The sequence below is a fragment of the Citrobacter sp. Cpo091 genome (assembly GCF_030332645.1).
Classification (GTDB): Bacteria; Pseudomonadota; Gammaproteobacteria; order Enterobacterales; family Enterobacteriaceae; genus Citrobacter; species Citrobacter portucalensis.
This window is the reverse complement of the sequence record NZ_JAOWHL010000019.1, coordinates 28,344-40,954: the sequence shown is the minus strand read 5'-3', so window position 1 is coordinate 40,954 and position 12,611 is coordinate 28,344. Positions and strand designations below refer to the sequence as shown.

16 protein-coding genes are annotated in these 12,611 nt (G+C 53.2%); 11 read left to right on the top strand and 5 right to left on the bottom strand.

The genetic code is table 11. The features are described 5' to 3' along the window. Positions 1 to 42 precede the first annotated feature (42 nt). Together OGY04_RS01285 and OGY04_RS01280 are read left to right on the top strand one after the other, a co-directional pair. Complete coding sequence (locus OGY04_RS01285) at positions 43 to 702, top strand: AzlC family ABC transporter permease (protein ID WP_003825259.1); 660 nt, start codon at positions 43 to 45, stop codon at positions 700 to 702. Continuing rightward, positions 702 to 1,025, top strand: coding sequence for an AzlD domain-containing protein (locus OGY04_RS01280; protein ID WP_003825260.1), 324 nt, complete (start codon positions 702 to 704; stop codon positions 1,023 to 1,025). The genes OGY04_RS01285 and OGY04_RS01280 overlap by 1 nt, the downstream gene beginning before the upstream one ends. Before the next feature lie 42 nt (positions 1,026 to 1,067). Here OGY04_RS01280 and OGY04_RS01275 read toward each other — a convergent pair whose 3' ends face one another. Continuing rightward, entirely contained in the window at positions 1,068 to 1,280 is a 213-nt protein-coding gene (locus OGY04_RS01275) for a YdgH/BhsA/McbA family protein (RefSeq protein ID WP_003825262.1), read from the bottom strand. Between the two features lie 129 nt (positions 1,281 to 1,409). Between OGY04_RS01275 and OGY04_RS01270 the strand changes: the two genes are divergently transcribed. Both OGY04_RS01270 and OGY04_RS01265 read left to right on the top strand, forming a co-directional pair. Continuing rightward, positions 1,410 to 1,931: a Crp/Fnr family transcriptional regulator gene (locus OGY04_RS01270; RefSeq protein WP_057066659.1), complete on the top strand. Its 522-nt coding sequence runs from the start codon at positions 1,410 to 1,412 to the stop codon at positions 1,929 to 1,931. A 58-nt stretch (positions 1,932 to 1,989) separates the two neighbouring features. Beyond that, the gene (locus OGY04_RS01265; protein WP_153753922.1) at positions 1,990 to 2,496 is read left to right on the top strand and encodes a YgjV family protein; all 507 of its coding nucleotides are present in this window, start codon (positions 1,990 to 1,992) and stop codon (positions 2,494 to 2,496) included. Here OGY04_RS01265 and fdhD read toward each other — a convergent pair. Next, positions 2,463 to 3,299 carry a formate dehydrogenase accessory sulfurtransferase FdhD gene (gene fdhD, locus OGY04_RS01260; protein ID WP_286584639.1) on the bottom strand — a complete coding sequence of 279 codons (837 nt, stop codon included), beginning with the start codon at positions 3,297 to 3,299 and terminating at the stop codon, positions 2,463 to 2,465. The two genes, OGY04_RS01265 and fdhD, sit on opposite strands and share 34 nt — an antisense overlap. A gap of 194 nt (positions 3,300 to 3,493) precedes the next feature. Between fdhD and fdnG the strand changes: the two genes are divergently transcribed. The 4 genes from fdnG to fdhE are packed head-to-tail and all read left to right on the top strand — an operon-like array spanning position 3,494 to position 9,017. Continuing rightward, positions 3,494 to 6,544: a formate dehydrogenase-N subunit alpha gene (gene fdnG / locus OGY04_RS01255; protein WP_100247862.1), complete on the top strand. Its 3,051-nt coding sequence runs from the start codon at positions 3,494 to 3,496 to the stop codon at positions 6,542 to 6,544. Positions 6,545 to 6,556: 12 nt separating this feature from the next. After that, on the top strand, positions 6,557 to 7,459 hold the full coding sequence (gene fdoH, locus OGY04_RS01250) for a formate dehydrogenase O subunit beta (protein WP_003825273.1): 903 nt from the start codon (positions 6,557 to 6,559) through the stop codon (positions 7,457 to 7,459). Further along, positions 7,456 to 8,091: a formate dehydrogenase cytochrome b556 subunit gene (gene fdoI, locus OGY04_RS01245; protein WP_003028686.1), complete on the top strand. Its 636-nt coding sequence runs from the start codon at positions 7,456 to 7,458 to the stop codon at positions 8,089 to 8,091. The genes fdoH and fdoI overlap by 4 nt, the downstream gene beginning before the upstream one ends. After that, positions 8,088 to 9,017, top strand: a complete 930-nt coding sequence (fdhE, locus tag OGY04_RS01240; RefSeq protein WP_003028685.1) for a formate dehydrogenase accessory protein FdhE — start codon at positions 8,088 to 8,090, stop codon at positions 9,015 to 9,017. The genes fdoI and fdhE overlap by 4 nt, the downstream gene beginning before the upstream one ends. Positions 9,018 to 9,053: 36 nt before the next feature. Here fdhE and OGY04_RS01235 read toward each other — a convergent pair whose 3' ends face one another. Continuing rightward, entirely contained in the window at positions 9,054 to 9,428 is a 375-nt protein-coding gene (locus OGY04_RS01235) for a type II toxin-antitoxin system VapC family toxin (protein ID WP_020996118.1), read from the bottom strand. Continuing rightward, positions 9,428 to 9,670, bottom strand: a complete 243-nt coding sequence (locus OGY04_RS01230; RefSeq protein ID WP_020996119.1) for a ribbon-helix-helix domain-containing protein — start codon at positions 9,668 to 9,670, stop codon at positions 9,428 to 9,430. The genes OGY04_RS01235 and OGY04_RS01230 overlap by 1 nt, the downstream gene beginning before the upstream one ends. A 205-nt stretch (positions 9,671 to 9,875) precedes the next feature. On the opposite strand from OGY04_RS01230, the gene OGY04_RS01225 reads away from it, so the two are divergent. The 3 genes from OGY04_RS01225 (at position 9,876) to OGY04_RS01215 (ending at position 11,644) form a co-directional block, all read left to right on the top strand. After that, on the top strand, positions 9,876 to 10,805 hold the full coding sequence (locus OGY04_RS01225; protein ID WP_111466282.1) for an alpha/beta hydrolase: 930 nt from the start codon (positions 9,876 to 9,878) through the stop codon (positions 10,803 to 10,805). An 84-nt stretch (positions 10,806 to 10,889) separates the two neighbouring features. Further along, positions 10,890 to 11,201, top strand: a complete 312-nt coding sequence (locus OGY04_RS01220; protein WP_048215202.1) for a type II toxin-antitoxin system HigB family toxin — start codon at positions 10,890 to 10,892, stop codon at positions 11,199 to 11,201. After that, on the top strand, positions 11,198 to 11,644 hold the full coding sequence (locus tag OGY04_RS01215) for a helix-turn-helix domain-containing protein (RefSeq protein ID WP_048215203.1): 447 nt from the start codon (positions 11,198 to 11,200) through the stop codon (positions 11,642 to 11,644). Before OGY04_RS01220 ends, OGY04_RS01215 begins: the two co-directional genes overlap by 4 nt. 17 nt (positions 11,645 to 11,661) lie before the next feature. On the opposite strand, the gene fabY is transcribed toward OGY04_RS01215, so the two are convergent. Beyond that, on the bottom strand, positions 11,662 to 12,603 hold the full coding sequence (fabY, locus tag OGY04_RS01210; RefSeq protein ID WP_003825286.1) for a fatty acid biosynthesis protein FabY: 942 nt from the start codon (positions 12,601 to 12,603) through the stop codon (positions 11,662 to 11,664). Between the last annotated feature and the right edge of the window lie 8 nt (positions 12,604 to 12,611).

The following is a 12,611-nucleotide window of genomic DNA, read 5'->3' as shown; positions in this document are numbered from 1 at the left end:
CGTTCATTATAATGGAAATTCGTTCGATATGGCTAAAACGGTATGAAACATTATTTTTCCAGTCTCAAAGGCGACACGATAAAAGCAATTTTTTTAGTCTGTCTGGCCGTCGGCGTAGTCGGCATGTCATACGGCTCGCTGGCGATGGCCTACGGCTTCCCGCTGTGGGTACCGTTTGTGCTTTCGATTACGGTACTGGCGGGTGCGTCCGAGTTTATGTTTATCGGTATCGTCGCCAGCGGCGGTAACCCACTGGCGGCAGCGGCTGCCGGTTTACTGGTCAACGCCCGACACGTGCCGTTTGGCGTCACGGTGCGCGATCTGGTGGGCTCCCGGGCTGCGAGTTTCCTCGGCTGTCATATCATGAACGACGAAAGCGTAGTCTTTGGCCTGTCGCAAAAAACGCCCGAACAACGTAAAGCCGCCTTCTGGCTGTGCGGTCTGGGCGTCGCGATTTTCTGGCCTGTTGGCACACTGATCGGCGCGGGCGTCGGCAAACTGCTCCCCGCCCCGGAAACCATCGGTCTGGATGCCGTCTTCCCTGCAATTTTATTAGCCTTAGTGGTCCCGGCCTTTAAAAACCGCACCACGCTGATTCGCGCCTGTAGCGGCGCCGGGTTGTCGCTTGCCGCCATCCCCTTTGCGCCGGTCGGTTTACCTGTTTTGCTCTCACTGTTTGGCTTACTGACGAGGAAAAAATAATGGGCAACATGACGCTGTTTATCGTCGGTATCGCCATGTTATCTCTGGGAACATATTTAATGCGTTTAGGAGGAGCGAAGCTTGGGAGCCGTTTAGCGTTCTCGGAACGCTCGCAGGCGCTGCTTTCCGACGCCGCAACGGTATTACTGTTCTCCGTTGCGCTGGCGACTACCTTTTACGAAGGCGAACACTTCGCTGGCATGGCGCGCGTGCTGGGCGTGGCTTTTGCGGTATTTCTCGCATGGCGCAAGATGCCGCTAATCGTGGTGATCGTCGCTGCCGCAGTGGTGACCGCATTGCTGCGAATGGCGGGTATAAACTAAAAAAGCGCCTCAAGGGCGCTCTTTCGACAGTACTAAGGTATCTTATTTCAGCAGTTCGGCGGTCATGTGCACGCGGTTACCGGTGTATGCCTGAGTGATTTTGTAATCGCTGGCGCCTGCACGTTCAGCCTGAGCGGCGATTTTTGCTTCAGCGCTTTCCAGCGTAGAACCGGTTGCGGTCACTGTCTGAGCAGCGAAAGAACCGAAAGAAGTAGCCAGAGCGATAACTGCGACAAAAGTTTTGATGCTTTTCATGATATAAACCCTTTAACTTAGTTGTTTGAGTAAGGCACCGTGCCTTGATGTGATAAATAATAGGCTGATACCCGAACAACTGAAAGCGGAAGGATTTGCCAGTCTTATTCAAATTATTTGAGAGATGAGATGTTACGTAATCAGGAATCACAATGGCTTGCTGGCAGCCGTAGAAAAACGCAACTGGCGGGTAATTGGTTACTTCGTCAGGGTGAACCACAAAGTAAAATTCATCTTTTACATCATGGTGTGGCTCGTGCGGTTTATCACGCGGACAACGGCGTTGAAAGGGTTAAAGAGTTCTACTTTGCCGGGGAATACTGCTTTCTGTACCTGAACTGGCTAACTAACACACCTGCCGATTACAGCCTGCAAATGATAACCGCGGGAGAAACCACTGAAATACCCTTGGCTTTGCTTGATGCGCCGGAAAATCAGGATATTAAGACTCAGCTACTGGTCCAGCAATTGATCTACAAAGAGAAAAAAGAGCAAATGCTGCTGCTCAATACCCCAGAGCAACGCTATCAGTACGTACAAACACACTTCCCGGACTGGGAGTCACAGCTCACCCAGCGCGATCTTGCCAGCTATATCGGCATTACCCCCGTTAGCCTGTCCCGTATTCGCCAGCGTCTTAACAAAGGTTAACGCCTTACGGTGATGTGTCGATTATTGTCCCGTCACTCTTTAATAGATGGCGACCACAATGAACGCATTTCTTCTTTCTCAGATGCTGGCTGGCATCAGCTTCTTACTGGATATTTCCGCTTTTCATTTTCAACGCCGGGCTATCACTTTAACGCTGCTCACCAGCTCTACTTCTCTGTTAGCTATCCATTTCTATCTTTTGGCTCAACACGCTGCGGCTGGGTTAATGATCATTGCCGCATGCCGCTACGCGACAGCCATCGTCACGTTTCACCGCTGGGTGATGTGGGGATTTATGCTGGGGTCGCTGCTGTGTAGCATTTATCTTTGGCAAAATCTGTCGAGTATTTTGCCGCTGATGGGAAGCCTGCTGATGACCTTTGCGTCATTTCAAAAACGCAGCGGAAAATTACGGGGATACACCTTGTGTGGCAGCCTGTGTTGGCTGCTGAACAATGTGATTGTTGGCTCGCCAGTTGCCGTAATCATGGAACTGGCATTTTCCGGCAGTATTCTGGCCGCCTGGTGGCGTCACTGCGCGACCAGACGTTGCGGATGCGTATAGATCGTCGCCCTGCCCGGTTTGCAAAAACCCACCAGCGTCAGGTTACAACGTTCTGCAACTTCCACGGCGAGCGTTGTCGCCGCAGAAACAGCAAACAGGACCTCCACACCGCACATCGCCGACTTCTGCACCATCTCATAACTGGCGCGGCTGGAGACTAATACCGCGCCCTGTTGCCAGGTTTCCCCTTCGATTGCACGTCGTCCCAGCAGTTTATCCAACGCAACATGACGTCCAACATCTTCATGCCCGCCCGCCAGATGACCTGACGGCTGTACCCAGGCAGCCGCGTGCGTGCAGCCTGTCAGTTGCCCCACGGGTTGAAAATCGTTGAGATGTCGTAAAGCGTTATCAAGATTCGCCAGATCGAATGTCTGGGTAAACGGCAGCGGCTGGACCGGCTTGCCAATGTCATTGAGCTGCTCCACGCCACAAACGCCGCAACCGGTGCGACCAGCCAGCGCGCGACGACGCTCCTTCAGCCCCATAAAGCGACGGCTGGACAGTTCAACCTGCACTTCCAATCCGTTGCAGGAAGGCACTACGTCCATTCCGTAGATATCCTGCGGGGACTCAATAATGCCTTCAGAAAGTGAAAAACCCACCGCGAAGTGCTCAAGATCTTTCGGTGATGCCATCATCACCACGTGCGAAATCCCGTTGTATACCAGCGCAACAGGCACTTCTTCAGCTACCTCATCAGGCTGAGGATGTTGCAAATCCTCGCGCTTCCAGAGGGTCAACTGACGCGATCCTGTCAGAGATGTCACATTCTTGATGTTTTCTTGAATAATCTTATTCACTTTCTTTTAACCATATTGGAACACGCATACCAACATTGTGGTATTCTTTACAAATCCCTCCTGGACGGAGGGAAATTCACCCAATTCTGGACCTTTGCGGTCCCGTCCGCAAAGAAAAATAACAACCACTTCCCTCGCGTTCGCGTTACAGAAAAGCGAAGGGAACGTGACAATGTCGAAACAAGGAGCGAACCATGCAGGTCAGCAGAAGGCAGTTCTTTAAGATCTGCGCTGGCGGTATGGCAGGCACCACGGCAGCGGCACTGGGTTTTGCACCCGGCGTAGCGCTCGCGGAAACACGGCAATATAAACTGCTGCGCACCCGCGAAACCCGTAACACCTGCACTTACTGTTCCGTTGGCTGTGGACTGTTAATGTACAGCCTCGGTGACGGCGCAAAAAACGCCAAAGCATCCATCTTCCATATCGAAGGGGACCCGGATCACCCGGTGAACCGTGGCGCGCTGTGCCCAAAAGGGGCAGGACTTGTGGACTTCATCCACTCCGAAAGCCGCCTGAAATTCCCGGAATATCGCGCACCAGGCTCAGATAAGTGGCAACAGATTAGCTGGGATGAGGCATTTGACCGCATCGCTAAGCTGATGAAAGAAGACCGCGACGCTAACTACGTTGCACAAAACGCTGAAGGCGTAACCGTTAACCGCTGGCTTTCCACCGGAATGCTGTGTGCTTCCGCTTCCAGTAACGAAACCGGCTATTTAACGCAAAAATTCTCCCGCGCGCTCGGTATGCTCGCGGTCGACAACCAGGCACGCGTCTGACACGGACCAACGGTAGCAAGTCTTGCTCCAACATTTGGTCGCGGTGCGATGACCAACCACTGGGTCGACATTAAAAACGCCAACCTCGTCGTGGTGATGGGCGGTAACGCCGCTGAAGCTCACCCGGTCGGATTCCGCTGGGCGATGGAAGCCAAAATTCACAACGGCGCGAAGCTGATTGTTATCGATCCACGCTTTACGCGAACCGCTGCGGTGGCTGATTTCTATGCGCCAATTCGTTCCGGTACTGACATTGCTTTCCTGTCAGGCGTTTTGCTGTACCTGCTGAACAACGAAAAATTTAACCGCGAATACACTGAGGCCTATACCAACGCCAGCCTGATCGTGCGTGAGGATTACGGTTTCGAAGATGGCCTGTTCACCGGCTACGACGCGGACAAACGCAAGTATGACAAAACCAGCTGGAACTACGAGCTGGATGAAAAAGGCTTCGCCAAACGCGATGTCACCCTGCAACATCCGCGCTGCGTGTGGAACCTGCTGAAACAGCACGTCTCCCGCTACACGCCGGACGTCGTAGAAAACATCTGCGGTACGCCAAAGGCCGACTTCCTGAAGGTCTGTGAGTACATCGCAGAAACCAGCGCCAAAGATAAAACCGCGTCGTTCCTGTACGCCCTGGGCTGGACACAACACTCCGTGGGTGCGCAGAACATCCGTACCATGGCGATGATCCAGTTGCTGCTTGGCAACATGGGGATGGCTGGCGGCGGTGTTAACGCCCTGCGCGGTCACTCCAACATTCAGGGCCTGACCGACTTAGGCCTGCTGTCACAAAGCCTGCCAGGCTATATGACGCTGCCAAGCGAGAAACAGACTGACCTGCAAACCTACCTTGCCGCCAACACGCCAAAACCGTTGCTGGAAGGTCAGGTGAACTACTGGGGCAACTACCCGAAATTCTTCGTTTCGATGATGAAAGCCTTCTTTGGCGATAAAGCGACAGCGGAAAACAGCTGGGGCTTCGACTGGCTGCCGAAGTGGGATAAAGGGTACGACGTCCTGCAGTACTTCGAGATGATGAATCAGGGCAAAGTGAATGGCTATATCTGCCAGGGCTTTAACCCGGTCGCGTCATTCCCGAACAAAAACAAAGTTGTGGCTTCACTGTCCAAACTGAAGTTCCTGGTCACTATCGACCCGCTCAACACCGAGACCTCCACCTTCTGGCAGAACCACGGTGAGTCAAACGATGTTGATCCGTCGAAAATCCAGACCGAAGTATTCCGTCTGCCGTCCACCTGCTTCGCTGAAGAGAACGGTTCTATCGTTAACTCCGGTCGCTGGCTGCAGTGGCACTGGAAAGGCGCGGATGCCCCGGGGATTGCCGTTACCGATGGCGAAATCCTCGCCGGTATCTTCCTGCGTCTGCGCAAGATGTATGCCGAGCAAGGTGGCGCAAACCCGGAACAGGTGCTGAGCATGACCTGGAACTACTCCACCCCGCACGAACCGGCTTCGGAAGAAGTGGCGATGGAGAGCAACGGTAAAGCGCTGGCCGACATTACCGACCCGGCAACCGGTGCGGTTATCGTCAAGAAAGGCCAACAGCTTAGCTCGTTCGCCCAACTGCGTGACGACGGCACGACCTCCAGCGGCTGCTGGATTTTTGCCGGTAGCTGGACGCCGGAAGGCAACCAGATGGCACGTCGCGATAACGCCGACCCGTCAGGCCTTGGTAATACGCTGGGCTGGGCCTGGGCGTGGCCGCTTAACCGACGCATTCTGTATAACCGCGCCTCCGCTGATCCGCAGGGGAATCCGTGGGATCCAAAACGTCAGATCCTGAAATGGGATGGGGCGAAGTGGAGCGGGATGGATATTCCGGACTACAGTGCTGCCGCACCTGGCAGCAACGTAGGGCCGTTCATCATGCAGCCGGAAGGGATGGGACGCCTGTTTGCTATCGATAAGATGGCGGAAGGTCCGTTCCCGGAACACTACGAGCCGTTTGAAACACCGCTGGGGACTAACCCGCTGCACCCGAACGTTATCTCTAACCCTGCCGCGCGCATCTTTAAAGGTGACGAAGAAGCACTGGGTAAAGCAGATAAGTTCCCGTACGTCGGTACAACCTACCGTCTGACCGAGCACTTCCACTACTGGACCAAGCATGCGCTGCTGAATGCCATCGCTCAGCCGGAACAGTTTGTGGAAATTGGCGAGAAGCTGGCGAATAAGCTCGGTATCTCCCACGGCGATACCGTCAAAGTCTCCTCTAATCGCGGCTACATTAAGGCCAAGGCGGTGGTGACCAAACGTATTCGCACGCTGAAGGCTAACGGTAAGGATATCGACACTATCGGTATTCCGATTCACTGGGGCTACGAAGGTGTGGCGAAAAAAGGCTTTATCGCTAACACGTTAACGCCATTCGTCGGTGATGCGAACACGCAGACGCCGGAATTTAAGTCCTTCCTCGTGAACGTGGAAAAGGTGTAACGGAGACGACCTATGGCTTATCAATCGCAAGACATCATTCGTCGTTCCGCCACTAACGGTTTCACCCCCGCGCCTCAGGCGCGGGACCATCAGGAAGAAGTGGCGAAGCTTATCGACGTCACCACCTGTATCGGCTGTAAAGCGTGTCAGGTGGCGTGTTCTGAATGGAACGACATCCGTGATGAAGTGGGCAACAACGTTGGGGTGTACGACAACCCGGCCGATTTGACCGCCAAATCCTGGACGGTGATGCGCTTCTCGGAAGTGGAACAAAACGACAAACTGGAATGGCTTATCCGCAAGGATGGCTGTATGCACTGCGCCGATCCGGGCTGCCTGAAGGCGTGTCCGGCTGAAGGCGCAATCATTCAGTATGCCAACGGTATTGTCGACTTCCAGTCTGAGCAGTGTATCGGCTGTGGCTACTGCATCGCGGGCTGCCCGTTCGACGTGCCGCGCCTCAATCCGGAAGACAACCGCGTCTACAAATGTACGCTGTGCGTTGACCGTGTTGTGGTCGGGCAAGAACCGGCCTGCGTGAAAACCTGTCCAACCGGCGCCATTCATTTCGGCACCAAAGAGTCGATGAAAACGCTGGCAGGCGAGCGCGTGGCGGAGCTGAAAACGCGTGGTTACGAAAACGCGGGTCTGTACGATCCGGCGGGTGTTGGCGGTACGCACGTAATGTACGTATTGCACCATGCGGACAAACCGAATCTGTATCACGGCCTGCCGGAGAACCCGGAGATCAGCGCAACCGTTAAGTTCTGGAAAGGCATCTGGAAACCCCTCGCAGCCGTCGGCTTTGCAGCGACATTTGCGGCCAGCATCTTCCACTACGTCGGCGTAGGCCCGAACCGTGCGGAAGAAGAAGAAGACAATCTGCATGAAAAAGACGACGAGGTGCGCAAATGAAACGACGTGACACCATCGTGCGCTACACGGCGCCGGAACGCATCAACCACTGGATCACCGCCTTCTGCTTCATTCTGGCGGCGGTGAGCGGGATGGGCTTTCTCTTCCCGTCTTTTAACTGGCTGATGCACATCATGGGCACTCCACAACTGGCGCGAATTGTGCACCCGTTTGTCGGCGTGATCATGTTTGCCTCGTTTATCATCATGTTTTTCCGTTACTGGCACCACAATCTAATCAATCGGGATGATATCTTTTGGGCGAAGAATATTCGTAAGATTGTCGTCAACGAGGAAGTAGGTGACACGGGACGTTATAACTTCGGCCAGAAATGCGTATTCTGGGCGGCGATTATCTTCCTGGTCCTGTTGCTGGTGAGCGGAGTGGTCATCTGGCGTCCGTATTTTGCGCCTGCTTTCTCAATCCCGGTGATCCGATTCGCGTTAATGCTGCATTCATTTGCCGCAGTAGCGTTAATTGTGGTTATCATGGTGCACATTTACGCCGCCCTTTGGGTGAAAGGCACCATTACCGCGATGGTGGAAGGATGGGTTACCAGTTCATGGGCGAAGAAACATCACCCACGCTGGTACCGTGAAGTCCGCCAGAAACAGGAAAAGTCATCTGAATGAGTATTCGCATAATCCCGCAAGATGAGCTGGAGAAGAGCGAGAAACGCACGGCGGATATGATTCCGCCGTTATTATTCCCCAGACTCAAAAATTTGTATAACCGCCGCGCTGAGCGCCTGCGCGAGCTGGCCGAGAACAACCCGCTGGGCGATTATCTGCGCTTTGCCGCGCTGATCGCACACGCGCAGGAAGTGGTGTTGTACGACCATCCGCTGCAGATGGATCTGACCGCTCGCATCAAAGAAGCGAACGATCAGGGCAAACCGCCGCTGGATATCCACGTTCTGCCACGCGACAAGCACTGGCAAAAACTGCTGCAGTCGTTAATTGCTGAGCTGAAACCAGAAATGAGCGGTCCTGCGCTTGCCGTGATCGAAAATCTGGAAAAAGCCTCAGAGCAGGAACTGGAGCTGATGGCCAGCGCGCTGTTTGCCTCTGATTTCGCCTCCGTCAGCAGCGATAAAGCGCCGTTTATTTGGGCTGCCCTGTCGCTCTACTGGGCGCAGATGGCAAGCCTGATCCCCGGCAAAGCCCGTGCGGAATACGGCGAACAGCGTCAGTACTGCCCGGTGTGTGGTTCAATGCCGGTCTCCAGCATGGTGCAAATCGGTACCACTCAGGGGCTGCGCTATCTGCACTGCAACCTGTGCGAAACCGAGTGGCACGTGGTGCGCGTGAAGTGCAGCAACTGCGAGCAAAGCCGTGATTTGAACTACTGGTCGCTGGATAACGAACAGGCGGCAATTAAAGCTGAAAGCTGCGGCGACTGTGGGACTTACCTGAAGATTCTCTATCAGGAAAAAGACCCTAAAGTTGAGGCCGTGGCTGACGATCTCGCCTCACTGATGCTGGACGCGCACATGGAGCAAGAGGGCTTTGCCCGCAGCTCCATCAACCCGTTCCTGTTCCCAGGTGAAGGGGAGTAAGTACTTCGCACCACCGGGCGGCGTAAGTCGCCCGGGTTATAACGTATACGGCGTGACCACGCCTGATATGCCTGCAAAATCCTTGGTATTACGCGTAACCAGTGTAAGACGATGAATCTGCGCAGTGGCCAAAATAATGGCATCCGGCAATTTCATCCCATGCTCCTGCCTGATACTCACGCTTCGTTCAGCAATATCCTGTGAAACGCCGATCACGTTAAAAGCGCCTAGCGCAACGCGAGTACGGGCTTCCTGATGGTATTTTTTTGCGCCCACCATCACCTCCATCCATGTAATGAGGCTGATTGCATTCTGCGGCGGCCATGTTTCTATCGCTAGTTTTGCTTCATTTCTACCGCTAAACAGATCGATGAGGATGTTGGTATCAAAAAGCGCTGATCCTTTGACCATTACCATTCCTCACGGAGTTTACGCTGGTATTCAACACCATCTTCCTCACAGCCTTGCCACAGCCCAAGAGCGCGTGAAATTGTTGTTTCAGCCTGATCCTGCCTCTCAAGATACTGTTCAACGGCCTCCCGTAAGAGTTCTGCTCGCGGCAGATTGCGCTGAACCTTGAGGTCATCAAGACGTTTAATCACCTCATCTGATAAATCGAGTAAAATTCTGCCCATATCCATCCCAACCATCATACTCACATATACCTCCAGTATATCATCGGCGATTAATTTCCACACAACATACACCTGAGAAAAGCGGGAAAGTAGCCTTCACACGAACGATTTTTACTTTTGCGAGCCACTTTCCAGAATCATAACCACCCCCATTTTTCCCATTTTCATTCTTAGTTATCCAGGTTATAACCCTGTATATCCATACAGATAAGAAGATGTGAAAATGGCACTGGAAAGCGGGATTGCACAGCTGGTTGAGGCATTTATCGCGGCGGGACGTCCTTCTTCGCGCGAGCAGAATATTGATGACCGGAGAGCAGGCTACATCGCCAGCACGGTACTGGCCGGAGACACTGAAACCCGCGTACAGGTTGAAGATATTGAACTCGATGCCATGATGTTTCGCGTAGTTTCGCCGCGGGGCTGCACGGGAAATCTCCCCTGCGTTATCTATTATCACGGCGGCTGCTTTGTCAGCGGCGGATTTACCACTCATGATAACCAGCTAAGGCAACTCGCCTGGTACAGCGGCTGTCGGGTCATTGCGGTGCAGTATCGCCTCGCACCAGAACACATCTTCCCGGCAGCACATAACGATGCTGAATCGGGGGCCAATATTATCTGGAAGTATGCCAAGAAACTGGGAGTAGACCGGGACAACATTACGCTGGCTGGCGACAGCGCTGGCGGGCATCTGGCGCTGGTCACCGCACTACGCCTGAAAGCTACCAGGCAATGGCAACCTGCGCAGCTTATGCTGATCTACCCGATGCTGGATGCAACCGCCAGCTTTGCGAGCTATGACCATAATGGACAGGATTACATTATCACCCGCGACACACTGCTGTCGGGCTACGAGATGTATATGCCGCAAACCGATCCACTGCATCCCGAGGTCAGCCCGCTCTGGCGCGAAGACTTCAACGGTTTACCGCCCACGCACATCATTACAGCTGAATTCGACCCACTGCGAGATGAAGGTGAGGCCCTGTATCAACGGTTCCAGGAGCAGGGCGTGGATTGCACCTGCCAACGCTATCTCGGTGTTATCCACGGATTTTTCCAGCTAGCAGGGGTGAGTCAGGCGGCACGAAGCGCAATGCGGGATGTTGCCTGGCGCGCCATAAATTCTACAGCAGTAAGACATGCTTAATTAATATAGTGTTTTCATCTTGTAAACTTAATTGCGTTGCGTTATTTTGTTTACAGGTTGAAAACCTTGTAATGGAACTACACCGTGCATGTTATCAGCCGAAAACCTTTTAACGAGGCAATGCTCATGTATCCAAATCATCAGCTTGCTCTCGCTGATTTACTGAATGTTTTGGAGAAAAAAACATTCATTCAGCCTGAAGAGATGAAGCAGTATATTCCTTCACTGGATAATTTTAAGTACAGAGATAAATGGTGGGTGATTGATGTTTCTGGTAACAGCCTAAGACTCATCTCCTACATAGATTTCAGGTCACATAAGATATTTGTCAAACATATCGTTTCCCATGCCGAATATGACAAACTGACAGCATATTATCGGGGTAATAAAGAATGAGAACGCATCGTCATATGGATGCAGCCAGCGCAAAAAAGATTGTTGATACCTTCAGCGATGCGGTAAAAACCATCCCACTGTTGGGGGAAGACCGAAATGACACTGAGTATCGCAGGGCACTTGCGCTAGTGGAGTATCTGGTCGACCACGACGATCTTGAAAACCCACTATTTGAATTGCTCTGTGCCCGAATCAGTAAATATGAAAAACATGCGCCGGAATTCAAAGCACTCAACCAACACCTGGAGAAAACACCCTCTGGCGTTTCAGTATTGCGTACGCTCATGGACCAATACAGTCTCAAAGCAGCAGACCTTGCCAACGAACTCGGTTCAAAATCGAACGTCAGCAACATCTTAAATGGTCGCAGAGCACTGACTGTAAGCCATATTAAAGCGCTTGCAGAACGCTTTAATCTTCCGGCAGACGCATTCATCGAGTAGAGAAGATACCCTCTGACTTACTCTTCCTCGTTCCCGCCTTCTTCATATGCGCCAAACGGTTTTGCGGGTAGCACAATGTAAGTGCCTTCAAACACCACGCCCGGCGTGTCGTCGCCAAATACCCCGACCTGCATCTGAACGCGCGCCTTACGACCTCTTGCCAGACGGTCCAGGTCTCCGCTCAGCGAGCCCAGATCGGCGATAGCGGTAGGTTTCCCGGTGATCGGCCTGCTGTACCGTATATGCGCGTCAGCAAGGATTATCGTCCCGCCCAGATGACGCTCACGCAGCATCAGCCAGATAAGTCCCCAGCCCGTTAGCGTCGCCAGGGAAAACAAGCTACCGGCAAACAGCGTATGGTGCGGATTCTGATTGCCCGTCTCGGGCATCGTGGTGATAAATTTCTGCCCGGTATATTGCTGAATGCGCACACCCATTTTCTCACTCAATGGAATATGTTCGTACCAGGCTTGCTGTAGTTGTCCGCACCAGTCCCCGCGATGGAGAATGTCGTCCAGCGTCGCGATGGGTTTAATCATCAAAAAGTGACGCACCGGCGTGGTTTGCGGCGTGGTGATTTCTCCCTGGCTCACAAACCCCAGTTTGGCGAAAAATTCGACCGCATCTTCACGGGCGCTACAGGTTACGCGCTTTACCCCTTCCTGACGCGCCACAGACTCCAGGGTCATCGCCATCAGCGTGCCCAACCCTTTCTCCTGCACGGAGGGGTCAACGGCCATAAAGCGTATGGAGGCTTCGTTATCCGCATTGATGTACAGACGTCCTACTGCGACCAGATTCCCCTCTTCGTCCACCACCATCTGGTGATGCGCCATCGCATCCCAGGCATCCCGTTCGGAGCCTTTAGGCTGGTGCAACGGTTTACGCAGCATCTCCCAGCGAAACTGGTAGTAACGCTCCAATTCTTCTTCTGTTTGCGGTACACGAAGGTGATACATCGTCGTAT

Coding starts and splice junctions, on each gene's coding strand:
- OGY04_RS01285 (WP_003825259.1), top strand. CDS start 43: ATGAAACATTATTTTTCCAGTCTCAAAGGCGACACGATAAAAGCAATT.
- OGY04_RS01280 (WP_003825260.1), top strand. CDS start 702: ATGGGCAACATGACGCTGTTTATCGTCGGTATCGCCATGTTATCTCTG.
- OGY04_RS01275 (WP_003825262.1), bottom strand. CDS start 1,280: ATGAAAAGCATCAAAACTTTTGTCGCAGTTATCGCTCTGGCTACTTCT.
- OGY04_RS01270 (WP_057066659.1), top strand. CDS start 1,410: ATGTTACGTAATCAGGAATCACAATGGCTTGCTGGCAGCCGTAGAAAA.
- OGY04_RS01265 (WP_153753922.1), top strand. CDS start 1,990: ATGAACGCATTTCTTCTTTCTCAGATGCTGGCTGGCATCAGCTTCTTA.
- fdoH (WP_003825273.1), top strand. CDS start 6,557: ATGGCTTATCAATCGCAAGACATCATTCGTCGTTCCGCCACTAACGGT.
- fdoI (WP_003028686.1), top strand. CDS start 7,456: ATGAAACGACGTGACACCATCGTGCGCTACACGGCGCCGGAACGCATC.
- fdhE (WP_003028685.1), top strand. CDS start 8,088: ATGAGTATTCGCATAATCCCGCAAGATGAGCTGGAGAAGAGCGAGAAA.
- OGY04_RS01235 (WP_020996118.1), bottom strand. CDS start 9,428: ATGGTCAAAGGATCAGCGCTTTTTGATACCAACATCCTCATCGATCTG.
- OGY04_RS01230 (WP_020996119.1), bottom strand. CDS start 9,670: ATGATGGTTGGGATGGATATGGGCAGAATTTTACTCGATTTATCAGAT.
- OGY04_RS01225 (WP_111466282.1), top strand. CDS start 9,876: ATGGCACTGGAAAGCGGGATTGCACAGCTGGTTGAGGCATTTATCGCG.
- OGY04_RS01215 (WP_048215203.1), top strand. CDS start 11,198: ATGAGAACGCATCGTCATATGGATGCAGCCAGCGCAAAAAAGATTGTT.
- fabY (WP_003825286.1), bottom strand. CDS start 12,603: ATGTATCACCTTCGTGTACCGCAAACAGAAGAAGAATTGGAGCGTTAC.